The sequence below is a fragment of the Bradyrhizobium sp. JYMT SZCCT0180 genome (assembly GCF_018130165.1).
Lineage (GTDB): Bacteria > Pseudomonadota > Alphaproteobacteria > Rhizobiales > Xanthobacteraceae > Bradyrhizobium.
On record NZ_JAFCLZ010000013.1, the window covers coordinates 23,984 to 47,648 of the forward strand.

The 23,665-nt window shown below is 60.4% G+C and carries 20 protein-coding genes; 14 read left to right on the forward strand and 6 right to left on the reverse strand.

All coding sequences use genetic code 11. The features are described 5' to 3' along the window. Positions 1-7 precede the first annotated feature (7 nt). Complete coding sequence (locus JQ641_RS19585) at positions 8-421, forward strand: Zn-ribbon domain-containing OB-fold protein (protein ID WP_211997618.1); 414 nt, start codon at positions 8-10, stop codon at positions 419-421. A gap of 110 nt (positions 422-531) precedes the next feature. Beyond that, positions 532-2,466: an acyl-CoA synthetase gene (locus JQ641_RS19590; RefSeq protein WP_211997619.1), complete on the forward strand. Its 1,935-nt coding sequence runs from the start codon at positions 532-534 to the stop codon at positions 2,464-2,466. A gap of 268 nt (positions 2,467-2,734) precedes the next feature. Here JQ641_RS19590 and JQ641_RS19595 read toward each other — a convergent pair whose 3' ends face one another. Then, a complete protein-coding gene (locus JQ641_RS19595) occupies positions 2,735-5,314 on the reverse strand; it encodes a PAS domain S-box protein (protein WP_211997620.1) in 2,580 nt (859 codons plus the stop codon). A gap of 1,680 nt (positions 5,315-6,994) precedes the next feature. Continuing rightward, complete coding sequence (locus tag JQ641_RS19600) at positions 6,995-7,630, reverse strand: response regulator transcription factor (protein WP_211997621.1); 636 nt, start codon at positions 7,628-7,630, stop codon at positions 6,995-6,997. A gap of 213 nt (positions 7,631-7,843) precedes the next feature. Between JQ641_RS19600 and JQ641_RS19605 the strand changes: the two genes are divergently transcribed. Together JQ641_RS19605 and JQ641_RS19610 are read left to right on the forward strand one after the other, a co-directional pair. Next, positions 7,844-8,242 carry a response regulator transcription factor gene (locus tag JQ641_RS19605; protein ID WP_211997622.1) on the forward strand — a complete coding sequence of 133 codons (399 nt, stop codon included), beginning with the start codon at positions 7,844-7,846 and terminating at the stop codon, positions 8,240-8,242. Between the two features lie 188 nt (positions 8,243-8,430). Next, positions 8,431-8,913, forward strand: a complete 483-nt coding sequence (locus JQ641_RS19610) for a helix-turn-helix domain-containing protein (RefSeq protein WP_211997623.1) — start codon at positions 8,431-8,433, stop codon at positions 8,911-8,913. 14 nt (positions 8,914-8,927) lie between these two features. On the opposite strand, the gene JQ641_RS19615 is transcribed toward JQ641_RS19610, so the two are convergent. The 3 genes from JQ641_RS19615 to JQ641_RS19625 form a co-directional block, all read right to left on the reverse strand. After that, complete coding sequence (locus tag JQ641_RS19615) at positions 8,928-9,245, reverse strand: hypothetical protein (RefSeq protein ID WP_211997624.1); 318 nt, start codon at positions 9,243-9,245, stop codon at positions 8,928-8,930. A gap of 502 nt (positions 9,246-9,747) precedes the next feature. Beyond that, a complete protein-coding gene (locus tag JQ641_RS19620; protein WP_211997625.1) occupies positions 9,748-10,350 on the reverse strand; it encodes a PepSY domain-containing protein in 603 nt (200 codons plus the stop codon). 943 nt (positions 10,351-11,293) lie between these two features. Further along, a complete protein-coding gene (locus tag JQ641_RS19625; RefSeq protein WP_211997626.1) occupies positions 11,294-11,503 on the reverse strand; it encodes a hypothetical protein in 210 nt (69 codons plus the stop codon). A 466-nt stretch (positions 11,504-11,969) separates the two neighbouring features. Here JQ641_RS19625 and JQ641_RS19630 point away from each other — a divergent pair, with 466 nt between their 5' ends. Next, entirely contained in the window at positions 11,970-12,410 is a 441-nt protein-coding gene (locus JQ641_RS19630) for a hypothetical protein (protein WP_249150555.1), read from the forward strand. Between the two features lie 11 nt (positions 12,411-12,421). Continuing rightward, positions 12,422-13,075, forward strand: coding sequence for a TetR/AcrR family transcriptional regulator (locus tag JQ641_RS19635; RefSeq protein WP_211997628.1), 654 nt, complete (start codon positions 12,422-12,424; stop codon positions 13,073-13,075). A gap of 17 nt (positions 13,076-13,092) precedes the next feature. On the opposite strand, the gene JQ641_RS19640 is transcribed toward JQ641_RS19635, so the two are convergent. Further along, a complete protein-coding gene (locus JQ641_RS19640) occupies positions 13,093-13,755 on the reverse strand; it encodes a TetR/AcrR family transcriptional regulator (protein ID WP_211997629.1) in 663 nt (220 codons plus the stop codon). A 234-nt stretch (positions 13,756-13,989) separates the two neighbouring features. Here JQ641_RS19640 and JQ641_RS19645 point away from each other — a divergent pair, with 234 nt between their 5' ends. The 8 genes from JQ641_RS19645 to JQ641_RS19680 all read left to right on the forward strand — a co-directional run bounded on the left by JQ641_RS19645 (position 13,990) and on the right by JQ641_RS19680 (position 23,584). Next, on the forward strand, positions 13,990-14,826 hold the full coding sequence (locus tag JQ641_RS19645) for an ATP-binding protein (RefSeq protein WP_349628591.1): 837 nt from the start codon (positions 13,990-13,992) through the stop codon (positions 14,824-14,826). After that, positions 14,823-15,953, forward strand: a complete 1,131-nt coding sequence (locus JQ641_RS19650) for an efflux RND transporter periplasmic adaptor subunit (protein WP_211997630.1) — start codon at positions 14,823-14,825, stop codon at positions 15,951-15,953. The genes JQ641_RS19645 and JQ641_RS19650 overlap by 4 nt, the downstream gene beginning before the upstream one ends. Continuing rightward, the gene (locus JQ641_RS19655) at positions 15,950-17,020 is read left to right on the forward strand and encodes an efflux RND transporter periplasmic adaptor subunit (RefSeq protein WP_211997631.1); all 1,071 of its coding nucleotides are present in this window, start codon (positions 15,950-15,952) and stop codon (positions 17,018-17,020) included. The genes JQ641_RS19650 and JQ641_RS19655 overlap by 4 nt, the downstream gene beginning before the upstream one ends. Positions 17,021-17,022: 2 nt before the next feature. After that, on the forward strand, positions 17,023-20,175 hold the full coding sequence (locus tag JQ641_RS19660; protein WP_211997632.1) for an efflux RND transporter permease subunit: 3,153 nt from the start codon (positions 17,023-17,025) through the stop codon (positions 20,173-20,175). A 12-nt stretch (positions 20,176-20,187) separates the two neighbouring features. Further along, entirely contained in the window at positions 20,188-20,703 is a 516-nt protein-coding gene (locus JQ641_RS19665; RefSeq protein ID WP_211997633.1) for a hypothetical protein, read from the forward strand. Positions 20,704-20,904: 201 nt separating this feature from the next. Next, the gene (locus JQ641_RS19670) at positions 20,905-21,189 is read left to right on the forward strand and encodes a DUF3551 domain-containing protein (protein WP_211997634.1); all 285 of its coding nucleotides are present in this window, start codon (positions 20,905-20,907) and stop codon (positions 21,187-21,189) included. A 422-nt stretch (positions 21,190-21,611) separates the two neighbouring features. After that, complete coding sequence (locus tag JQ641_RS19675; protein WP_211997635.1) at positions 21,612-22,763, forward strand: DUF3734 domain-containing protein; 1,152 nt, start codon at positions 21,612-21,614, stop codon at positions 22,761-22,763. A gap of 29 nt (positions 22,764-22,792) precedes the next feature. Further along, positions 22,793-23,584, forward strand: a complete 792-nt coding sequence (locus JQ641_RS19680; protein WP_211997636.1) for an acetoacetate decarboxylase — start codon at positions 22,793-22,795, stop codon at positions 23,582-23,584. The last annotated feature ends 81 nt before the right edge of the window (positions 23,585-23,665 follow it).

The window sequence follows — 23,665 nt, forward strand, 5'->3', positions numbered from 1 at the left end:
TACGACCGTGCAGACGAAACCGAAAGCCATGCTTCCCGACCCGGACATCAACGAAGTCTCAAAGCCTTATTGGGACGCGCTGAAGAAAGGCAAGCTCACGTTCCAGCATTGCCGCAAGTGCGGTAACAATTGGCTGCCTGCACGCGGCGAATGCCCCAAGTGTCTGGAAGCGGACTGGGCCTGGCACGATGCATCGGGCAAGGCCAAGCTGATCAGCTGGGTGGTATTCCATCGCGCGTTTCATCCGGCGTTCGAAGACCGCCTGCCGTACAACGTGGCGGTGGTCGAACTCGTGGAGGGCCCGCGCATGATCACCAACATTGTCGTCGAGGATGCCGAGAAACTCGTCATCGACCAGCCGCTTACCTTCATGCCCGCCGAGGAACAGGGGCACGGGATCGCACGATTCAGGCCGGTATAGGCAGCAAATCCGCGAACGTCGCCCGTCATCAGGAGCGGCCCGGGGCCGTCAGTGGCAGCACTAAATCCGCGTTAGCTCATCCCTCTCACGATTGAAGGCGAAGGCGTCCAATGCCAGTGCGAGATCTTGCCGATATTCAGAGAATCGAGACACAGCCTCTTGCGACGCGCGGCTTGCCGCGAACAACCTACGAGGTGTTCACGGCGAGCGCACAGCGCTGGCCCGACCGCAAGGCGCTGTCGTTCTTTTGGACTGCGGACACCTATCAACGTGCTTCGACCTGGACCTACGCGGAGTTACTGGCTGAGATCACCCGGTCCGCGAACGCGCTTCACGCCCTCGGCGTCAGCGCGGATCGTCCGGTCGCCTATGTGCTGCCGAACCTGCCCGAAACTCACTTTACGATCTGGGGCGGTGAGGCGGCCGGGGTGGTGCTTGCGGTCAATCCGCTGCTCGCGCCCGATCTGATCGTGGAGATCCTTCGCGCGGCTAAGGTGCGGGTGCTGGTGACGCTCGCGCCGTTTCCCGGCGCCGAGCTATGGAGCAAGCTTGCGCCGCACCTTTCGGCGCTCTCCGAGCTTCGTGTGGTCGCGCTGGTCGACGCTATGACTTCTCTTGGAGCCGCCGGGGGGACGGCGGTGACGGCCGCAGCGGCCAGCGTGCCCGATGCCAAATTCGACATCGTGGATTTCCGCGTGGCGATGCGGGCCCAGCCGGCCGATCGCCTGGTCGCGCCGCGGACGATCGCGGAACATTCCGTCTCGTCTTACCTCTGCACCGGTGGCACGACAGGCGCGCCAAAGATCGCGGTGCGTACCCACGGCAATGAGGTCTTCGATGCCTGGGCCGCGGCGCAAGTGTTCGGCGAGCGCGAGGAGCCGCGGACGTATTTATGCGGCCTGCCGCTGTTTCACGTCAACGCGCAACTCGCCACCGGCTTGTTGCCGTGGATGCATGGCCATCACGTGCTGCTCGCCACGCCCGAAGGCTACCGCGGCAAGAACCTGATCGCGCGCTTCTGGGAGATCGCGGCGCACTATCGCATTGCGACATTCTCCGGTGTGCCGACGATCTATGCCGCCCTGCTCGAGGTGCCGATTTGCGACAACGACATCTCCAACCTCGAATACGCGATCTGCGGCGCGGCGCCGATGCCGGCCAAGCTAATCGAGGAGTTCGAAGCGAAGACAGGCCTCAAGATCGTCGAGGGCTATGGGCTGACCGAGGCCACTTGCGTTTCTTGCCTCAATCCGCCAGAGGGTAAACGCCGCGCCGGGTCGATCGGCCTGCGCCTGCCATACCAGCAGATGCGCGTCGTCATCCTTGATGACGCCGGGCGCTTCCTGCGAATGGCGGACGTTGATGAGATCGGAACGATCGCCATCACCGGGCCCAACGTGTTCGCGGGCTACCTCGATCCGCAGCAGAACGCCGATCTGTGGATCGATATTGAAGGCTCGCGCTGGCTCAACACCGGCGATCTCGGGCGACAGGATGATTTGGGTTATTTCTGGCTGGCCGGCCGGCGTAAGGAGCTGATCATCAGGGGCGGGCACAACATCGATCCGAAGCTGATCGAGGATGCGCTGTCGAAACACCCAGCGGTGGCGATGGCGGCTGCCGTCGGCAGCCCCGACGCCTATGCCGGCGAGGTCCCGGTTGCCTATGTACAGCCCAAACCCGGCGTTGCCGTCAGCGAGCAGGAACTGATGGATTTCGCCGCGGCCCACGTTCACGAGCGGGCGGCGATCCCAAAGCTCGTGAAGATCATGCCGTCGCTGCCGTTGACCGGGATTGGCAAGATCTTCAAGCCGGCCCTTCAGCAACGCGAGATCGAGGCTGCTGTTCGCGGCGAGGCGCAGAATGTGGGTGCAACCATCGTCGACTTGACATTCGAACGCAGTCCCCGGCTGGGACAGGTCGTGCGCGTCCGCGCCGGCGAAAGGACTGAGGCCCTGCGAGCGGCGCTGGAGCGCTATGCCTTCAAGTTCGAGGTGTTCCCACCGATGCGCAGCGCTCACGAGGATATGGCTGGCGACTGCTGACGTTGCTCCAAATCGCTTTCGACGAGCCGCAAGAGAACCGCGCGACGGTGTTATGACCATCAAGATCTCCGGGCGATCTGCTTGTTGAGTCGACCAGCCGTAGCCTGGATCATGCGATCGAAACTGGTCTAGCTCGCGATCGTGCCCGTTGCGTGCCCAGTGGTAGACGCGAGAATACGGGCACGGTCGGGCTGGGTACTCGGCAATTTTCGCATCTCGAACGCTGCCTTCGTTCGGTTCTCCAATTCGGAAGGCCGCGTGAAGAGAATCATGAGTCTTCCACGCCGGCAGGCAAAGTGAATTGGAATATTGCGCCCCGAGGTCGATTGGCCTCTGCCCACAAGCGGCCCCCATGGGCGTCGATGATGGATCGACAAATCGAGAGCCCCATTCCGATTCCGCTGGTTTTTGTCGTGTAGAATGGCGCGAAGACCCCATCGAGACGTTCAGGATCAATTCCTGGTCCCGAATCGCAAATTGCGACGAGGAGGCCGTTCGTCTGGCCTAGCTTAGTGCTAATCGATAACTCTCGCCGTCCTTCCTCAACCGAGCTCATCGCTTCCACGGCGTTCAGGATCAAATTCAAGACCACCTGCTGCAATTGAACGCGATCGCCTCGAACGGGCGCCGGATGCTCTCTAAGGCAGGTGCGGACCGAGACTTCATTTCCGTCGATTGCGCTTCGCACCATTACGAGCACTTCATCAATCGCCCCATTGAGGTCGAAGAGCTCCATTCGTGGTGGCGCCTTCTTGATGTGATCACGAACCCGGCCGACGATTTCCTTGGCTCGATCGGTGTCCCTGACAACACAGCCGAGCGCTTCCATGACTTCGGCCAGATTTGGCGGGCTCATTTCCAGGAAGCGCATTCCCGAACGAGCGTTGTTTCGCGCTGTGGCAATCGGATGCAGAATCTCGTGAGCCAGGGAGGCGGTCAGCTCTCCCATGACATTCAGCCGGTTGAGATGCGCGAGATCTGCCTCCAGCTGGCGCAGCCGCTCATGCTCCTCTTGGGCCCGTTTGCGTTCCGTCACGTCGAGGGCCGTACCGACAACCTCAACCAGATCTCCAGCCGGAGAGTACGAGGGGTGACAGATCGATCGGAGATGCTTGAGCGTTCCGTCGGGGAGAACAATTCTGTACTCGATCGTATAATCTTGTTTCTGCTTTACGGCCTCGTCGACCACTTGCCGAACCCTGTCGCGGTCGTCCGGATGAATTCGTTGAAAGCAGGCTTCGCGGCTCGGCATTCCCCGCGACGGATCAAAGCCCCAAATTCGGTAAAGTCCTTCCGACCAATAGAGATTTTCTTTTAGGTTGTGAGCAAAAGCGCCACTATGGCTCAGCTTCTGCGCTCCGGCCAAATAGGCTTCGCTGCGCCGGAGTGCCTCTTCTGCCTTCTTGCGCTCGGTGATGTCGCGGCCCGCTCCGCGGTAGCCGACAAAACATCCCGACCCGTCAAATACGGGCAGCCCAGAAACGGACATGTACCTCTTACTACCGTCGGGACTGCGTCGCGCAATCTCGAAGTCTCGAAATGGTAGGTGAGCATCAACGGTTTCGCGGTGCTTGCGCCAGGCTTCGGCGTCAGCCTCGAAGTTGTGCAGTTCCCAGGGCCTTTTGCCTATTTCCGAGTCTGACACCGGCGCCTCAACTAGCCCTGGAGCATACTCCACGCGGGTGAAGCGATGCAGCGTGTCTGTCTCCCAGTATACTTCGAAGGAATAATGAACGACGGTACGAAAACGCTCCTCGCTCGCGCGCAGCTCGTCTTCCGCCCGCTTGCGCGTGGTGATGTCGCGGTCTAGGGAAACGGCCAGCAGTTGGCCCTCGTGCCAGAATGGCCGGATGCGTACCTCGACGGGGAACACAGTTCCATCCTTTCGAAGATGACGACCATCATAGGTGACAGTTTTCCCCGCCCGCAGACGCTCCCGGATGCGCAGCAGAAGCTCCGGTGTCAGATCCGGACCATAGTCGAACGCGGTCCTCCCGATCAGTTCGTCGCGGCGATAGCCCAAGCTTTCGCACGCCTGGCGATTCACATCGAGAACCGTCGCATCTTCATTGTAGAGAAAGAACGCATCGGATGCGTGGTCCACCAAGGTGCGGAAGCGCGCCTCGCTCGCGCGCAGCTCCCGCTCCGTCTGTTTCAGCTCCGTGATATCGTGCAGAACGCCAAACTGGCGAAGAGCCCGCCCGGATTCGTCCCACGTGACATCACCTTGACTGTGGATCACGCGCAGGGTGCCGTCAGGACGCGCCACCCTATATTCCACGTCGTAACGTGGACCGCCGGGGCTTAGCGCAGCCGCAGCGGCTTCGGCTGTTCTCGCCCGGTCTTCCGGGTGAATTAAGTCTAGCCATCGTCCATGCCACTCCGGCAGATCAACCGGCTGCACTCCGAAAATCCGGGAAACCTCGTCTGAAAGAGACACATGCTTGGTCGTGAAATCGCGCTCCCACCATCCAAAATGCGCGATCCGCTGTGCCGTTTCCAACTTGGATTGATTTTCACGTAGCTCATTCTCCGAGCGCTTAAGCCTGCTCGTCAGCGCGCTTACGACCAGCGACGTCGTCAAGAACACCGCGATCCTTTCAATGTCGTCCTGAGCATCAATGCGAAGCTCGAACAATGGCGGCGCGAAGAAGTGGTTCAGGCACGCTGCGGCGACGATCGATAGAGCGACCGATGCGCTAAGGCTGCCAAGCAGCGAAACCAGCGCGATCAGGATGACAAAAGCAAAGCCCGTCCTGGCAAGACCAAAGCCAACCTGAAAACAGACGAAGGTGATGAATACCAGGCCGGTGATACCCAACAGGAACTGGGCGGCAACGGCCGGCAATCGGCGGGATCTCCGCTTATGCGTAATCTCCATCCAAGCACGCCCAGACTGCGGGGCGCGGACAAATGGCCCAATCCTGCCGATCTCTGAGATCCCGGCACTTTCGCTTGGCGAGCCAAAAGCCGCCTAAATCCGCGCAAACAGTAAGCAACGACGTTATACTATTGGCGCTCTCCGCGGAAGGTTCCCGGACCGTTATCCGTGCGGGCGCCGTCCCGACTCGCCTCCCCGGTATCGTCGATCATCGAGCTTCTTATTGTGCTCCATGAGCCATCACGAAGCCTCTATTGCCCAAGCTTGCCACCCGCGTTTCAAAATCACAGTGGCGTGCGTAGCATTGATAATCGCAGTAAGGTAGGCGAAACCTGATTTCGCGGACATAGTTGCCATTGATCTTTTCGCAGCATTGCAGGCAGAACGTTATCCGGATGGGAGTTCTGCCATTCACCAGGATGAATTTCATGTGCCGCCTCCCAATGTGAAGCAATAGACCGTGTCAGTCGGGAGATGGGTTGGCTCAATGGTGAGTTCTGGTACTGCTCTTTTACCATCGCACCGAAAGCACAGATGAGAGCTGGACTTTGCGTCGTAGTAATCTGCCAGATCTCGCGGCGTATAGGGGCACCGGGCGCAGAGCTTGACTCTCATATGCAGCCCCCGAGTTGGAGTCGGCCTTTGTCCGTCGAAAACGTTTCACGGCATGGCAGCTATCGAGCGCGTGCGCTCCGATCCATCGTTCCTGTCCAGATCAGCCGCGCAACTGAGTCCGTCTGACTGACTGCGACACTAGTCCGCTCAACCGCTCCGCTCAATTGTCCGGAGATATCCACCAAGACGGAGGATGAGCGGGCTAAGCCTTGGCTTATCCTCGACGCCAGTGACAGTTCCGAACGCGCGGTGGCCGCAGATTGCGCGAAGTTCGCCCCGGTCAGTACTCGCGGACCGATCGGTTCAATCTAGACGGATCAACCGTTTTGGCAGCTTGGTCGAAAACCGACCGGCATGCACCGCTCAGTTCTGTGCTCCTCTGCCGTAGGCAGCTTGCAACTTCGGTCGGATCGGGAATGTAGCTGCTGCAGAGCCGGAAGGCATCGGGCGCACATGCCGTCTGCTGCTCGAGCGTCCCTCGGTTCTCTTGCGCGACTACGCTTGTGACGCAAGAGGAAGAGAGCGTAGCCATCACCAAGAGAGAGGCACATCTGTATCTGCACGTCATGGTCGGATTGCTCCTTCTAGTTTGGGTCACTCGTACACCTCGCGCCCAACGTCGAGGAGGGGCGAGCTTTTGCCTGTAGCGAGGCGCAATTTGCCAGCAGAGAAACCGCGATCGCGAGAGACAGGCTGAGAGCTATCAGCGCCAGGGCGACAACTGTGTTGACGCAAGCCAGGATCAGCGAAGCACCGAATTCGCACCCTAACGTTAGCCAGATCAACATTTCGCAGCACCATTGGTGAGATAAATGCGCAACGAGCATCGCGGCTCGGGGCGCACTCGTCCATTGTCTGGCAGTGCCGTCGGATTAACCGGTCGTTGGGGAAAAGTAAGCTGAGGCTTAGGATAAAGGCGAGGGGACCTTCACATTGACATGCTTTCGCGATGACGCGCGGCGTGGGAAAGCAAAAGCGGTTTGAAACGGCGGCAATCTTGGATATATCACCGAAATTGGTGGGTCGCTCAGGTCAGGGGCGCTGCGACCCTTCCGGAGTTAGTCCCAGCGCATCTACCATTCGGCTGAGCTCGGGAAGAGAACGTGCTTTCATCTTCCGCATGAGGTTGGACCGATGCACCTTCACCGTCGATTCAGCGATGCCGACGTCGTTCGCAATCTGTTTGTTGAGGCGCCCGGCGGTGGCCTGGATCATGATCTCGCGCTCGCGTGGGCTGAGCGTGTCGAAGCGTTCCCTGAGTGCTTCCAAGGCCTTGTCGTTCTCCCGGCGGGCACGATCGCGCGCGAGCCCGGTCATGATCGCATCGAGGAGCTCCTGATCGCGGAACGGTTTTGTCAGGAACTCGATGGCGCCTCTCTTCATCGCCCGCACACTCATCGGAATGTCGCCGTGCGCAGTGATGAAGATCATTGGAAGGTTTCTGCGCGCCGCGGAAAGCTCACATTGGAGATCGAGGCCACTTCGCCCTGGCATTCTCACGTCCACCACCAGGCAGGTTGGACCGTCCGGAGCAGGATCGGCGCTCAAATATTCAGAGACACACGAAAATTGCCGACTTTCCAGTCCAACTGATCGCAGCAGCCGCCTCACCGAGTCGCGAAACTCGGCGTCATCATCGATGATCAAGACACTGGGGTTCGCGTCCACTCAGCACCCCGAGTTGAAGGGTCACGTCCTTGACCCTGCCGCATCTTACTGACAATCGGTCGGCAAGAACAGCCTCTTCTCATCTCAAGCGAACAGCGGTGGCATAAGCCATGGCTTAGGAGCGGCGGCATTGCTTTGTCGCGAGTCCGAGTGGAAACTGCGAGTTGTATGCGGGCACCGAGTGTGCCGCGGGCTAATTGCCTGGAAGCCGCAATGCCGAAACGGAAAAACAAGCTAGTCGCGATCGTCGAGGATAATCAGCCGTTCCGCGAATCCATGCAGAAGCTGATAAACTTGCTCGGCTACTCTGTGGAAGCGTTCCCGTCGGCAGCGAGTTTTCTGGCGTCGCCTCTTGTGGTCGAGGTGGCCTGCCTGGTCGCCGACGTCAACATGCCCGGAATGACTGGACCTGAACTCCACAGGCATCTGAAGAATGCGGGGCACAAGATCCCGACAATTCTGGTGACGGCCTATCCGGATGAGATCGTCCGGGAGCGGGCTTTGAAGGATGGGGTCTTCTGCTATCTGTGCAAACCAGTGGACGACGACCATCTCGAACGATGCCTCGGTTCGGCGGTGCGATCCAGCGCGCCGCCTGAGCAGAATTCATGAGGCGTCCTCTCTCCCGCATGTCGTTTGGAAACTGACAATCCAACGCATGAGCCGCTGCTGCTTTGGCTTAGTTGTGCGCGTGGCCGTCGTGAATACAATTGCGCTCAAGATTGCGAGGCCGCGTCTTTTGAGCCGGTGAGCTTCGCGCCAGCGCAACGACAGCCAATCAGACCAGAAGGCGCGTCAAAATGCCGATGTTGGACGAAGGGGCCGGCGAAAGTTCATTGCGGCCGCTTCGCCGATTTGCCTTCGATCAACAAATTGGTTCAGTTGCGCCCTGCGTCCCGCACGGTGGTAGCGCCGCGGAGGGTGGCACGATCGTCCCAAGCGGCCGTGCGCGCGGGGGATTGTCTCCAAGAACGGTCCGCAGGATACGCGAATATATCGATGACCACATTGGACAACGCATCCGCGTGGAACTGCTGGCGAAGCTCGCGAATCTTTCGGTTTGCTACTTTGTTAGAGCATTCAAGTGCTCCATGAATGTCACCCCGCACGAGTATCTAATGCGTCGGCGCGTGGAACTCGCCATGAGATTGTTATCCAAAACCGACATGCCATTGTCAGAAATCGCCCTTGCAGCAGGGTTTGTGGATCAAAGCCATTGCGCCAGGCGATTTCGTCAGCATGTCGGAATGTCGCCGCGCGACTACCGCTGGCTCCACTGCTGAAATTAGTTTGCACATCAACCGCGACACTTGACGGCAATTAAATCGTTGACCGCATTGATTTCGGCGTCGAGCGCATTGATGTCTGAATCGCGGTTGGCTTCCTGAACGCAAGTGGCGGCCACTCGACGTGCCATCACTAATTCCACGAATGCTGCGGCAAATGCGCGGCACGCCATCTCGTGATCCGTCGCATTGAAAAGCTGTTGACGTATGTCTTGCCGACGCGTCCGCGACGCCGCGATCTCACCCGGCGAAGTGCACTGCGTGGCGAGGGCGGGCATAGAGGCAGCGCCGATTATCAACGAAGCGACAAGGGTTGCCAGCCTGGTCATGTGCAGCATTCAATTAGTTACGTTCCCGAAGAGATGTATGAGTTTCGCGAGTCGATCTCGCGTATACTGTTGCGCCTTTCGGGATGCGCTTGTCCCAATGTCATCCGCGGACCGGTTGGCTGGCTCGCACGAGTGCCCTGGATGGACGGGATGCAGGACGACATTTGCGACAACTCCGTACAAGAAAGGAGACTGTGGCTCCGCTACGACTATCGTGTCGAACTCACTCGCGCTGTTTCGCCGATCGGCGCTGGCCTCGACACGAAACCCGCAAAGCGCCTCCCCTCCCGAGACGCTCCGGAGTTTGCGCCATTGAGTGGCTGCAACGCCGACGGGTTACTTGAGCCGACAGCGTATCGCTGTCGGTTCTTTTTTTCGAATGTTTCCTTTGGCTATTCACGACGGGTCAGACCCTCAGTCCGCGAGGTCCAGCCCTTTAGGCGCGATCGCGATGTCCGTTCTCGGGAGCGCTCGTGGTCTCGGCGGATGGGCACATCCGAGGTTAGTGGCGAGCTGACCCCTGTCGTTCCACTTTGGGCGGCTCGAGCATGACCTCCTTCAAGCGATCACCACTGGCAACGACGACCACAAAGTTGGTTTTGCCATCCTGCTTCTTCAAACCTCCAGCGAGCGCGCTTCCCTCTGCAGCTTTCTCGGCTATACGTACGGCGTCCGACAGCTCTAGCTCAACTGACTTCAGGGCAATGATGTTGCCCTGATCCTCGTGGTCGAGCTCCCTCAGCGATGACGAAATTTCCTTTTCTGTAACGCTTCCGGTGTTCGCATCTATGACGTTCTCCCAGATTCGCTCATTTTTTACCGTCCGCACTCGATAAACGGGCGGACCGGATATCTCCAAGCTAATGTCGGCGGTCCTTGAACCGTCATGTAAATGCTCGGCGATCACTACCGCCTGACTGAGTGGTATTTTTATGTTGCGAAGTTGATCGAGCAAGCGGCGGGTCACTGCCTCCTCGGCATCGCGCTGCTCGGCGGCGCCTCGATTTGCGGCGTCCAAAGTTGTATGGGTGACATCGGCTATCGCGCCCGTAGCAGCAAGCGTGACGAACCAGACGATAATCGCTAATAATCGCTTCTTGGACATGAGGTAGATCCTGTGACACTTGGTCAAGATTGACCGGTGGCTTTACTGGTGTGTATCGAAACTCCGATGCCGAGCAGATCGCCGCCGCTTCTCGGACCGAGTCTGAGGGAAATTGCGCTGTGGTTCCGAGGCAAGCCCGACTCGCTTGCTGCTGAAGCCGGCGTGATCGGAAACTACCGGACTTAACTGCGCCAACGTTTCACGGACACGGGTCGAGATCGCGGGGCTCCCGTCACTCGCGTCTGCTCGCTCGGACAATGACGGGGGCGGATGTCGTGCAGCATCGGCCACATCAGAGCCGAGCGGCGGTGAGGGGGCTGCGGCAATCTCTTTGTCCAGGGGCGTAGGCAGGAAATTGGGCTGGCTGGTATCGATGACAACTTTTTCCGGTCCCTTCAGCTCGGACGTGATCCGGATTGGCGGCAGGGTAGAAGGCGATTCGATGAGCTTGCTTGGCAGGGGCGCGGGCAACAGCGAATCGGCTGCAAAGAGCAGCACGAGCAGCGCTCCGCCGACCCACAGAAAGTAACCCCGCACGGGACTTTGAGCATCGACTGAGCAGCCGCGGGTACGCATTGACACGGATGTTCTGCTCACAGCGCCCGGCTCCCGCGCTGAAGTCCCTTCGATGCGATCCAGGACCGCTCGCCGGCTGTTCGGCTTGATGTGGATGGCATGTGTTTCTTCCGTTTCGATTTCAAATGGAGCTTGGCGTCGGGATGGCGGCGCTTGTCCAGCCAATCGCATGGACTGTAGTTCATGGATTCTGGTCAATCGCGAATGCGCCATCAGGTGGCGCACACAGTGCGCTGTTCGGCCGGGTATAGCTGGACGCCTCTTCGCGCGAGCTCCGACTCAATTATGTTGAATGCGCATTCAACGGGAATGAGCCAGACGTTGACCGAACAGATGATGCAATCGCGAAAGAGGAGGAGGGTTGGCGTCATGAAGTGGCCCTCCGTCGCTGGGCTTGCCGCTTGATCGGCACCGCGTCTCGATCGACGAACGCGCGCAGCCCGGCGAGCAAGGAAATCGCAACGCCCAGCAGCAAACTCAGGCCCACGAGAGACAGGGCCACGACCAGGTTCAGGGATGTGAGCGCAAGCCCCGGCCACGGATTTTCCTTTGCGAGCGACCACAAAAGCGTTGACATTCTCGATCTCCGAAATAAACTATACCGTATAGTTCATATACATCCCGAACCGCGGGGTGTGTCGAGAGCGAAGACTCACAAGCTCGTGTTTAGGCAGTTCGACGGGCGGGAATCGGAGCGTGACGCTGCGTTCCCGTTCGAAAGCGCGATGCCCAGCAGAAGAAAGGATACTGTATGTTCAAGTACACATTAGTCGTCATGCTCGCGGCTATGTTCGGCAATGGGACTGCCATTGCGCAGGAGAACCGCGGCACTGCCGAGCAGAGGGCCGCATGCGCGCCTGACGCCTTCCGGCTGTGCCTTAGCTACATCCCCGACGCCACGAATGTGGAGGCCTGTCTCAGGCAAAGAAAATCGGACCTGAGTGATGCTTGCAGAGCCATCTTCGATCACGCTGCGGAAGCTGCTTCGGTCAGGACAATAGGATCGCCCCGGTACCGCGGCGCGAGAGATGAGGAATGATCGCATGAACACGATTTATTATGCTCCCGCCTTCGCCGCGTTCGGAGGCTCGGCCTTCGGAGCGATCTCCACGATCGTAACTGGATGGGTGACTCGGCGCCGCAGGCTTCGCGAGCGCCACTATTCCCGGTCGATTTCCAAGCGTGAGCGGCTCTATCGAAGCTTCATCGAGGAGGCCTCCCGAGTCTACGCCGACGCGCTCATCAGCGACAAATCCGAGATTCCGCAACTGGTCAATCTGTATGCGCTCATAGGGCGGATGAGGATTCTGTCCAGTGATCAAGTGGTTCAAGCCGCGGAGCGGGCAGGTCGCGTGATTATCGAAACCTACCTGTCACCGAACCGCGAATTTGGCGATCTGCCTGAGTTCCTGGAGGAAATGGATCCCTTGCGTGGTTTCGGGGAAGCCTGCCGACGTGAATTGCATTCGATCCCATCTCACTGAGGTCCCAAGCGATGCAGGAACACATACCTCAGGCCGGATCGCCGTGCATTCGTCAACGGATCGTACAAGCGGCGATCCGATTGCACCGCAAAATGGGGTTCAGGAAGACTACCGTCGCCGATATCGCTCGTGGCGCGTCGATGTCGCCCGCCAACGTCTACCGCTTCTTCGCTTCAAAGCAGGCGATCGAAGAGGCGGTCGTAGCGGATTTGTTCGAACAGGTCTCGGCGGCCGCAACGCTTGCAGCTCTCTTGAGCGGCTCGGCCCTGGAGCGTCTAACGGCCGCTTTGAGCGCAATCTCGCAGTTGCACGAGCATCGGCTGGAAAACGACAGCAAACTGCACGAATTGGTCGCTGCGGCGGTACGCGGGAACTGGGCAGTCGCCCAGTCTTACGCAGACCGGGTCCGGGGGCTTGTGCGCACGATCATTGTCGGCGGACAGGCGAGCGGCGAACTGCGACCGGGAAGTCCGATGGCGATGACGTGTTGCCTGCTTGAAGCAATGGACGGATATCTCAATCCGTCGCGGATCAAGCCGGCTACCGTTCGGCCCGCGTTTGACGAGATGATGGATTTCTGCGCAAGCGCCCTGCATCTCGTACCGTGGGTTCAGTCGATCGACCTGGCCGCCGACTTAAGTCCCCAGGCCGTGGCGCAAGGATAGCGAGCGGGGTGGCTGATTCACGGCCTCCAGTCTGCCTCGCAAGCCGCAAGAAAGAAATTGACCCTTTCGTGCAGGAACGTCGGCAGCTCTTTTTTGAGATCCTTCAGGTCCTCACCCATCAGAGATCTCATAAGCATTGGAAGCAGGATGAGATCCATGAACATCTGGGCGGTCGCTACGCTCCGCTTTGCGCTGAAAGGTCCTTTAGGTGAGCGCGCGATCCTCTGCGTTGCCTCGTTCAAGAGTTGCGATACTGCCCCAGCCGCGCGGTCGCGCGCCGCGTCGTGAACATTTCGGCTTAACTCGGGAAATCGCCGTGCCTCGGCGATCGTCGCGCGCGTGAGGTCCAACGTGTCCTCGACGAATCTCTCCACGATCTCGATGCCGAGGTTGGTGAGTTTTTCCTGGATGGTGCGGCCTGCCGGCGTGAACCCCTCGAAATCTGTCAATCCATTGATGGTTCGGGCCACCACCGCGACGAACAGCGCCTCCTTGCCGGGGAAATGCGCATAGATGGTCGGCTTGCTTGCAGGGGCCAACTCGGAGATGTCGTCGATGCTGGCACTCCGAAAACCTTTCTCGAGAAAGAGCTGCTGGGCTGCATCGAGAATTCGCTCTTGCACGTCGCCGGCAAGGTCCTTGGGCGGCCTGCCGCGTTTCGGGCTTTTGTTCTTCGCCATCACGATCTCCTAATTACGATTTTGTAGATCCCGCTTGACATGCACGGAAAGAAAATGCAAGGAAAAGAAAATATACGGTTTAGTGTAGTTAGAGCCACCGCAGACGGCTTTGATTGCCGGGCCTGCGAAGCTCATCCGGATGACCGGCCAGCCGCCACATGCGCCCTCGGCCGCCCATCGTCCGAGCAACCTGAGGAGATCGTCGTGACTGTGTGCAGGTCGGATTCGCCAATCGTGGAGCAGGGCATTCTGCTGCGTGAATTGAATCACCGGATCGATAGTGGGCTCGCCTCGGCGATCAACCTAGTCTCGGCCGCGGCGGTTCGGGTTGAGGGGGCGGAGGCCAAGCGCGCCTTAAGCGACGTGGTCGAACTGTTGCATGGTCATGCCGATGTGCAGCAGGCGCTCGCAATGCCCAAGGGCAAGGCGCTGATCGACGCCGCGACATACATCCGCATGATGGGCAGCGCCATGCGCCGTTCGTTGCTGGATCGAATGAATATCCGGCTGGCATTTGCAACCGAATCTCTTCCGCTCGAACCGGAGCGATGCCGGCGGCTCGGATTGATTGTTCACGGGCTCGTAACCAATGCCGCGAAGCATGCGTGCTTCGACGCGCGGAGCGGAGAGATCAGGGTCAAATTGACACGGACCGGAGCGCTGGTGAATTGCGTCGTTCTGGACAATGGGTCGCGGGCGGCACGGGGCGCTGCGGGCCGCGGCCTTCGGATCAGCAATGATCTTGCCAAGGACCTCGGTGGCCGAGTCGAGCACGGCTCCGGCGATGAATTCACATCCGTCGTTCTATCGTTTCCTCTGTCGGCGCGCGAGCGGCAGGCGAATAGTGCGATCGCGGAGCGTCGCATCATACGGTCGCCTCGCCGGCTAAGAGCCAACCTATCCGATGCCTCGGCGGTTTGCACAGGAGCGAGCTCCCCGGATCGGGACAGCAGCCCCGTTGCAACACGACCGGCTCCAATTCCGGCTCGCGGAGCCCAGCCAATCTCTGCCGGTCCAGCGGATCCGTTGGGCGCGTTGTTGTCATCTGGTCAGCGCATGGACGTGTCATGAAACATACTACGAACCAAACTGAAGTCGTTGAAACTGCCCGCAAATGCAAGTTGAGGGGTCCCGGCATCCTGGCGGCCGCGCTTGTCGCCATCGCGTTGAGTGGCTGCAACGATCCTGCCACCGCTCCCGTCGCGCGCGCGGCGATCGTGCGCACGGAGATCGTGCAGCCGCGTGACCGGCAAGCCTCCGTTACCCTGACCGGCGAAATCCAGGCCCGGTTTCGCGCGGATCTCTCGTTCCGCGTCAGTGGACGTGTGCTCGTGCGCTATGTCGATGTTGGCGCCCACGTCGAGGCTGGCGCAGTCCTGGCTCTGCTCGATCCAGCGGAGCAGCAGGCCGACGTCGATGCCGCGACCGCGGCGGTGCTGGCCGCAGAATCTCAGCTGCGCGTGGCCAAGGTAACCTTCGAACGGCAGAAGGCGCTGATCGCAAGCGGTTTCACCACGCGGACGGTTTACGATCAGGCGCAGGAAGGCCTGCGGACCGCAGAAGGTGCGCTTGAAGCAGCAAAAGCGGGGTTGGGGACGTCGAAAGACGCCCTTGGCTACACGGCGTTGCGCGCAGAAGCGGCAGGTGTGGTCACCGCTCGCAATCTGGAAGTCGGCCAGGTGGTACAGGCCGCGCAGCCGGTTTTCTCCCTGGCGCAGGACGGGGAACGCGATGCCGTGTTTGACATCTACGAATCCCTTTTGTTTGGCGATCTCGATGACAGCCGCGTATCGCTGGCGCTTGTCTCCGACACAGGCGTGACGGCGAGCGGGCATGTCAGGGAAGTCTCGCCCGCGATTGACGCGAAGAGCGCAACCATCCGCGTCAAGGTTGCCATCCATGATCCATCGGCCGCGTTGACGCTTGGAAGCGCCGTCGCAGGAACCGTCAAAGCGAAAGCCCAGCAGCAGATCGCATTGCCCTGGAGTGCATTGGCGGCGGCGGGATCGAAGCCCGCGGTTTGGACCGTCGATCCGGCGACCAAAACGGCTGCTCTCAAGCCGGTGACGATCGGCGGTTATGAAGCCCGTGAAGTGCTGATCAAGGCGGGCCTCGAGCCGGGCGAACGTGTCGTGATCGATGGCAGCAAGCTGCTGAGCGTTGGCCAGGCCGTGACATATGAGGGAGATCGGTCATGAAGAAGCGAGCCATGATTGCAGCCGGCACGTTCGTATCGGCGCTGGTGCTGGCCGGATGTCAGCAGGACGCGAAAGCGCCCGAGCCTGTGCGACCCGTGCTGTCGATGGTCCTTGAGCCGAGCCGCACGGACGGCATGGTCGCCGTGGGCGTTGTTGAGCCGCAGTACAAGACCAATCTCGCGTTCCGCGTCCTGGGACGTCTGACCGGGCGTCCCGTCTCCGTTGGTGACCTCGTCAGCGAAGGACAAACTGTCGGTATCATCGATCCCACGGCTCTTGAGCTTGCGGTACGCTCGGCCAAGGCGGAGCTTACGAAGGCCGAGGCGCAGCTGGCGACCGTAACGGCGACGGAGCAGCGGCAGCGGACCCTCATCACCACCGACGCCACCACAAAGCAGACACTGGACAATGCCGAGCAGGCGCGGGCCGGCGCCGCCGCGTCGGTGGCGCACGCACAGGCGAACTTGATCAAGGCGATCGAGCAACGGAGCTATGCACAGATCAAGGCCGATTTCGCCGGCGTCGTCACCGCGGTAGGCGCAGAAGTCGGACAGGTGGTCTCTCCAGGCCAAAATGTCGTGACAGTTGCGAGGCCGGACATCAGGGAGGCGGTGGTCGATATCGGGGAGGATTTCCCGGTGCCGCTTGAAATTGACTTGCCATTCACAGTCGGCTTGCAGCTGCTCCCCGCCGTGCAGGTCGAAGGCAAGGTTCGCGAGATCGCCCCGCAGGCGGACCCGGCGACGCGCCTGCGGCGAGTCCGCATCGCCCTGAACAATCCCCCTGAAAGCTTCCGCTTGGGCACGACCGTTACGGCGAAGCTCGGCAAAGAGCAAAGTCCGACATTGCGCGTCCCCGCCTCAGCGGTGCTCGCCAAGGATGGCGCGAATTTCGTCTGGGTCGTCGATCAGCGTGAGAGCACCGTGTCGCTGCACAAGGTTGATCTCGCCGGGGACCCCGCAGATGCCCGCGTCGCCAGCGGGCTTGCGCCCGGTGCGCGCATCGTGACCGCCGGAATCCACAGCCTCACGCCGGGGCAACACGTTCGTATCAAAAAGGATCAGTAGCCATGAAGTCGTTCAACCTTTCCGACTGGGCACTCGAACATCGTTCGCTCGTCTGGTATTTCATGATCGCCTTCATGGCGGCAGGCTTCTTTGCGTACCTTCAGCTAGGTCGTCAGGAAGATCCCGACTTCACCATCAAAACCATGGTGATCCAGGCGCAGTGGCCGGGCGCATCGCCCGAAGAAGTGACGCGCCAGGTCACTGACAGGATCGAAAAGAAGCTCGAGGAGCTGGAAACGCTCGACTACACCAAGAGCGTGACGGTCGCCGGCCAGACCACCGTATTCGTGTACTTGCGCGACACGACAAAGGCGGCTGAGGTCAAGCCGACCTGGGTCCGCGTCCGCAACATGATCGCGGATATCAAGGGTGATTTTCCGCAAGGAGTGGTCGGACCGGGCTTCAACGATCGCTTCGGAGACGTGTTCGGTAACATCTATGCCTTCACCAGCGACGGCTTGACCCAGCGTCAGCTGCGCGACGAGGTCGAGGGTATCCGCGCCAAGGTCTTGACCGTGCAGGACGTGGGTAAGGTCGACATTCTGGGAACGCAGGAGGAGGTGATCTACCTCGAATTCTCCACGCGGAAGATCGCGGCACTTGGCCTCGACGTTCGCTCGATCATGGCCTCCCTGCAGGGCCAAAACGCGGTCGCGCCGTCCGGGGTGTTCCAGGAGGGTCCCGAGCGCCTCAGCGTGCGGGTGAACGGCCGGTTCACGTCGGAGGCAAGCCTTAACGCGGTCAATCTCCGTATCAACGACCGCTTCTTTCCGCTGACCGACGTCGCGACCATCACACGCGGTTATGCCGATCCGCCCAAGACCTTGTTCAGGTACAACGGCCAGCCTGCAATCGGGCTTGCCATCGGCATGAAGACCGGCGCAAACCTGCTTCACTTCGGCGAGGCGCTGAAGGAGGAAATGTCAAAGGTCATTGCCGACCTGCCGATCGGCGTCGGCGTTCATCTGGTTGCCAATCAGCCCGTCGTCGTCGAGCATGCCGTGTCGGGCTTCACCCATGCGTTGTTTGAAGCCGTGGTCATCGTTCTCGCTATCAGCTTCCTCAGCTTAGGCATGCGCGCCGGGCTTGTCGTCGCAATTGCGATCCCGCTGGTTCTCGCCATCACCTTCGTGGTGATGGCCTATGCCGACATTTCATTGCAGAGAATTTCGCTGGGTGCATTGATCATCGCGCTGGGCCTTCTGGTCGATGACGCCATGATTGCCGTCGAAATGATGGTGGCCCGACTGGAGGCCGGCGATCCCCTGGAGAAGGCGGCGACCCACGTCTATACGTCGACCGCTTTTCCCATGCTGACGGGCACGCTGGTCACCGTCGCGGGCTTCATCCCGATTGGGCTGAACAGCAGCAATGCCGGCGAATTTACCTTCACCCTGTTCGTGGTGATTGCGGTCTCCCTGATCGTGTCGTGGATCGTCGCGGTGCTGTTCACCCCGCTGCTCGGCGTCACCATCCTGCCCGCAAAGATGAAGGGGCACCATGGAGAGAAGGGCCGGATGGCGCGGATGTTCGCCCGCCTGCTGCTCGTCTGCATGCATCACCGTTGGATCACCGTCGGCGTGACGGTTGCAGCATTCTTCGTTGCGTTGTTCGGCATGACGTTCGTGCAGCAGCAGTTCTTTCCTTCGTCGGACCGTGACGAACTGGTGATCGACTGGAACTTGCCGCAAAATGCCTCGATTGCAGACACCAATGCGCAGATGGCGCGCTTCGAGCGCGAGCAGCTGCAGGGCAATGGCTCCGTGGAGCATTGGTCGACTTATGTCGGCACCGGCGCGCCGCGGTTCGTGCTGTCGTTCGACGTACAGACGGCCAATACATGGTTTGGCCAGCAAGTCATTGTGACCAAGGGCGGCATAAAGGCGCGCGACCTCGTCAAGGCGCAATTTGAGGAATATCTGAGGAAGACGTTTCCCGGTACCGACACCTACGTCAAGTTGCTCGAGGTCGGCCCGCCGGTGGGACGTCCTGTGCAATACCGCGTAAGCGGGCCAGACGTCGCGAAGGTCCGGGATATCTCGCAGGAACTCGCGGGCATCGTCCGGAGCGTCCCCGATCTCGGCAACGTCGTGTTCGACTGGATGGAGCCTGCGCGCGTCGTCAAGGTCGACGTTCTCCAGGACAAGGCGCGCCAGCTCGGCGTGACCTCGGAAGACATCGCCACGACCCTGAACTCGGTGCTCGAGGGCACGCCGATCACACAGGTTCGCGACAGCATCTATCTCGTCAATGTCACTGGACGCGCTACCGCGGCCGAACGCGGCTCGATCGATACGCTCCGAGATCTGCAGTTAGCGGGGCAGGGCGGGCAGTCGGTGCCGCTCGGGGCTGTGGCCAACCTGCGCTACGAGATCGAGCAGCCGACGATATGGCGCCGCGCGCGGATTCCCACGATCACGCTGAAGGCTGGCATCGTCACCAACGTCCAGCCGAAGACGATCATGGATCAGTTGGCGCCGAGGGTGACGGAGTTTACCAAAGGACTGCCGGCGGACTATTCGGTGGCGATCGGCGGCTCCGTCGAGGAGAGCGCCAAGAGCCAGGCGCCGATCGTGGCCATCGTTCCCCTGATGCTTTTCGTCATGGCCACGATCTTGATGGTTCAGCTGCAAAGCTTCCATCGCCTGTTCCTGGTGTTTGCGGTCGCGCCGCTCGCGGTGATCGGCGTCGTCATGGCCATGCTGCCGAGCGGCTCGCCGCTCGGGTTCGTTGCCATCCTCGGCGTGCTGGCACTCATCGGTATTCTGGTCCGAAACTCCGTGATTCTGATCGTGCAGATTGAGGATCTGAGGAAGGAGGGACGCCGGGCCTGGGACGCCGTGGTGGAAGCGACTGAGCATCGCATGCGGCCGATCATCCTGACCGCGGCCGCCGCTAGTCTCGCGCTGATTCCGATCGCGCGCGAGATTTTCTGGGGTCCGATGGCCTACGCGATGATGGGCGGCATCATCGTCGGCACGCTGCTGACGCTCCTGTTCCTGCCGGCGCTCTATGTGGCGTGGTTCCGGATCCACCCCGAACATGACGATGGCCGGCCAATGCCCGAGGCTATGGACTTGACGCAACACGCCCCGTCATCGGAGCGCGTACCCCCGCAGAACGAGCCGACACCGGTTCTCGAGACGCAACTTTAAAAGGAAAACACAATGACCCTGAAAACACTCTTGACGCTGTCCGTCAGCGTGACGCTCGCAACGATTTCCCTGGCGCCGACGGCGGTGTTTGCGCAATTCCCCGGTCCTCCTCCAATGGGGCCGGGCGGTCCGCCGCCGATCGCGGCCGGCGGTCCTCCGGCGTTCGGAGGTCCGCCTCCGATGGGGCCTGGCGGTGCGCCCCGTGCCGGATTCGGCGGTCCGGCTCCCCGACTGGGCGCCGGCGCTGGTCCTCGCGGAGATTTAAGAGCGCTTGGCGGCGTACACGCTGGCGGTCGTGACGGACCCGCGGTTGCTCGCTCGGTCCAGGCTCGCTCTGCATCGGTCAGCTACAGCCGTTCCGGAAGCTTCAGCCATGGTTATGGCGGGCGGCGATACGGTTACGGTGCAGCCTACGCCGCTGGAGCCTATGCCGGCGCTGCCTATGGCAGTTCGAACGATGGCTATTATTCCGATAGCGACTGCTACCACGTCTACAAGCGCCACAGACGCATTCTTGTTTGCAACTAGCGGGCGGGACGGGCCTCACCCTGCGAACACTGGGTGACGGAGACCGCCCGTTCTCCGCTGGGGCTCGAGAGCGCGACGTCAGCAAGGCTGCCGTCGCGCGGGCCCATGGTTCATTAAGCCGAAAAGTCATCAGAAGCACGTGAGACAAACGCGTTCGGATCCGGCGGCTTATGGCCGAGACTCAAAAGCACGGAGAGCAACATGAACAAGACTATCGCCTTCAGCACGATTGCCGCGGCGGCACTGGCCGGCGCGACGTTGTTGAGCGCTGCAGAGCCGGTCGCCGCAACAGAGTACGAATACTGCCGAGAAGACTATTCGTCGGGCATGCGACAGTGCGGCTTCGACACGGTGGAACAGTGCGTCGCCATGATTTCCGGTTCCGGCGGCAGCTGCGTTCGAAATCCGCTGCTGTCCGAGGCGAGCGCCTCCTACGTTCGCGCGCCGAAGCGCCACGGCCATACGCATCGTCAACGAGCGGATTAACCGCCACTGGACCGCGTGGTCTGTTTTGCGCCAGAACTTTTGCGTGCGAACCGTCAATTGCCTTCCAACCGGCCATGGTCGCGGGGAGTTGCGCCGGCACGCCGATGACTTCATCGATATCAAGCTACTGCAACAAAGAGTCGGCCGTGGTCGAGCGAACGGCAGAAGCGCGAGGGATGCTCTCGACCGCTGCGTCCAGGCTGATTGGGCTCCGCGTTTGGTTCCGAGTGCGTGGCTCGCCAAAATCCAACGACGAACGTGGGAGCTCAATTAGTCGAAGCACGAGCTTGTGAACGTGCCCGCTTGACAGAGCAATTATCAAACTATACGGTATAGTTTATTAAATCGGATCGTTAAGCCCGCTACGACCCGTCCGAGACGGAAAACAGGCCTGGGCAATCGTAAACCAAGAGCACAGAACCATGAACTTTCAGCCTCGACCGCACCTCACGACCGTCGACCGGCGACCGCCGTTCGATTGCATAGCGTTGCTCTTACAGGGCGGCGGTGCTCTGGGGGCGTACCAGGGAGGCGTCTACGAGGCCTTGGCCGAAGCAAACATCCATCCCGATTGGATTGCCGGAATTTCCATTGGAGCGATTAACGCTGCAATTATCGCGGGCAATCCTCCTAATTCCCGAGTTGACCGGCTTCGCGAGTTTTGGACGCAGGTGACGTTGGACGCGCCGTTCACCGATTTGATGAATAGCGATCACACCCGCAATTTTCTCAATCAGGTGAATGCGAGCTTTGCGGCGGTGTTTGGCGCAAGCGGATTTTTTTCTGCGCGGCCACTGGCGCCATGGCTGCAAGCGGGTGGAACGCTTGCCGCCACCAGCATCTACGACACGAGCGCGTTGAAGACGACACTGGAGCGCCTCGTCGATTTCGATCGCATCAACGCCGGTATGACGCGGTTCAGCGCAGGTGCCGTCAATGTGAGGACCGGTAATCTGGTCTATTTCGACACTGCCACGCATACGATTCGGCCCGAGCACATTCTGGCGAGTGGGGCGCTGCCGCCGGGCTTTCCGGCGGTCGAAATCGATGGCGAGCATTATTGGGACGGCGGGCTCGTATCCAACACACCGTTGCAATATGTGATCGAGTGTGGCGCCCGTCAGGACACGCTTGTGTTTCAGGTCGACCTCTGGAGCGCGCGCGGCCAGATTCCGCGCAATATGGCCGACGTCGTTACGCGCCAAAAGGAAATTCAATATTCGAGCCGCACGAGAGCGAGCACAGACCAGTTCAAGAGCCTGCATCGGTTGCAACGAGAGCTGGCAGCTCTCTTGAGCAGGCTACCTGAAGACCTGCGCGAGCAAGAGGATGTCAGGCTGCTCAAGTCGGCTGCCTCTCACAACGTGCATAGCCTCGTCCACCTGATCTATCGCGCGCGGGACTACGAGGGCCACTCCAAGGACTACGAGTTCTCCCGCCTCTCGATGCAGGATCATTGGCGCGCCGGTTATCACGATGCGCTGCGCACCCTCCGCCATCCCGAGGTGCTGTCCCGCCCGACCAGTGCGGACGGCGTCTCCACGTTCGATCTTGAGCAGGATGGTCGCGAGTAAGCCAAGCCGGTCAGCATAGGAGAATTGAAATGCACGAGAAGGAAGTCGTGAGGCGGGCGTTCGCGATGCCGCTCACCAATCCGGCCTATCCGCCGGGGCCGTATCGCTTCGTCAACCGCGAATACCTGATCATCACCTATCGCACCGATCCGGTGAAACTGCGATCGGTCGTTCCGGCTCCACTCGAACTTGATGAACGCGAGGCGCTGGTCAAGTACGAATTTATCCGCATGCCGGATTCCAGTGGTTTTGGCGACTACACCGAGAGTGGTCAAGTCATCCCGGTGTCGTTCCGCGGTCGCAGGGGCGGCTACACCCACTGCATGTTTTTGAACGATGAGGGGCCGATCGCCGGCGGCCGGGAGCTCTGGGGCTTTCCGAAAAAGCTCGGTCAGCCGACGCTGCAGACTGAGGTCGATACGCTCATCGGCACTCTGGATTACGGTCCGTTGCGGGTAGCAACCGGCACGATGGGGTACAAGCACCGCGAAGCCGACCTGGCGCAAGTCAAGACCGCTCTCGAGGAGCCGAACTTCCTTCTCAAGATCATTCCGCACGTGGACGGCACGCCACGTATCTGTGAGCTTGTCGAATATCGCCTTGAGCAACTTGTCTTGAAAGGGGCGTGGACCGGACCCGCGGCTCTTTCCTTGACGCCTCACGCCCTGGCTCCCGTGGCCGATTTGCCGGTTCTCGAGATCGTTTCCGCGATCCACATCCGCGCAGACCTTACCCTGGGGCTGGGCAAGGTCGTTCACGACTATCTGGAACAGCCGGTTCGACGCCCACTCCGGAGCTACGAGAGAAGTCTGGTCACATGATGGACGACCGCGATCGGCTGCGCGAGCCGAAAAGCAGCTCGGCGTCGAGCCGCAAGGCCGTCACAGTTCAACAAGGAAAAG

Excerpts from the sequence above, each read along its gene's own strand:
- JQ641_RS19590 (WP_211997619.1), top strand. The coding sequence starts at position 532 with ATGCCAGTGCGAGATCTTGCCGATATTCAGAGAATCGAGACACAGCCT.
- JQ641_RS19605 (WP_211997622.1), top strand. The coding sequence starts at position 7,844 with ATGCCGAAACGGAAAAACAAGCTAGTCGCGATCGTCGAGGATAATCAG.
- JQ641_RS19610 (WP_211997623.1), top strand. The coding sequence starts at position 8,431 with ATGCCGATGTTGGACGAAGGGGCCGGCGAAAGTTCATTGCGGCCGCTT.
- JQ641_RS19615 (WP_211997624.1), bottom strand. The coding sequence starts at position 9,245 with ATGACCAGGCTGGCAACCCTTGTCGCTTCGTTGATAATCGGCGCTGCC.
- JQ641_RS19620 (WP_211997625.1), bottom strand. The coding sequence starts at position 10,350 with ATGTCCAAGAAGCGATTATTAGCGATTATCGTCTGGTTCGTCACGCTT.
- JQ641_RS19625 (WP_211997626.1), bottom strand. The coding sequence starts at position 11,503 with ATGTCAACGCTTTTGTGGTCGCTCGCAAAGGAAAATCCGTGGCCGGGG.
- JQ641_RS19630 (WP_249150555.1), top strand. The coding sequence starts at position 11,970 with ATGAACACGATTTATTATGCTCCCGCCTTCGCCGCGTTCGGAGGCTCG.
- JQ641_RS19635 (WP_211997628.1), top strand. The coding sequence starts at position 12,422 with ATGCAGGAACACATACCTCAGGCCGGATCGCCGTGCATTCGTCAACGG.
- JQ641_RS19640 (WP_211997629.1), bottom strand. The coding sequence starts at position 13,755 with ATGGCGAAGAACAAAAGCCCGAAACGCGGCAGGCCGCCCAAGGACCTT.
- JQ641_RS19650 (WP_211997630.1), top strand. The coding sequence starts at position 14,823 with ATGAAACATACTACGAACCAAACTGAAGTCGTTGAAACTGCCCGCAAA.
- JQ641_RS19655 (WP_211997631.1), top strand. The coding sequence starts at position 15,950 with ATGAAGAAGCGAGCCATGATTGCAGCCGGCACGTTCGTATCGGCGCTG.
- JQ641_RS19660 (WP_211997632.1), top strand. The coding sequence starts at position 17,023 with ATGAAGTCGTTCAACCTTTCCGACTGGGCACTCGAACATCGTTCGCTC.
- JQ641_RS19665 (WP_211997633.1), top strand. The coding sequence starts at position 20,188 with ATGACCCTGAAAACACTCTTGACGCTGTCCGTCAGCGTGACGCTCGCA.
- JQ641_RS19670 (WP_211997634.1), top strand. The coding sequence starts at position 20,905 with ATGAACAAGACTATCGCCTTCAGCACGATTGCCGCGGCGGCACTGGCC.
- JQ641_RS19675 (WP_211997635.1), top strand. The coding sequence starts at position 21,612 with ATGAACTTTCAGCCTCGACCGCACCTCACGACCGTCGACCGGCGACCG.
- JQ641_RS19680 (WP_211997636.1), top strand. The coding sequence starts at position 22,793 with ATGCACGAGAAGGAAGTCGTGAGGCGGGCGTTCGCGATGCCGCTCACC.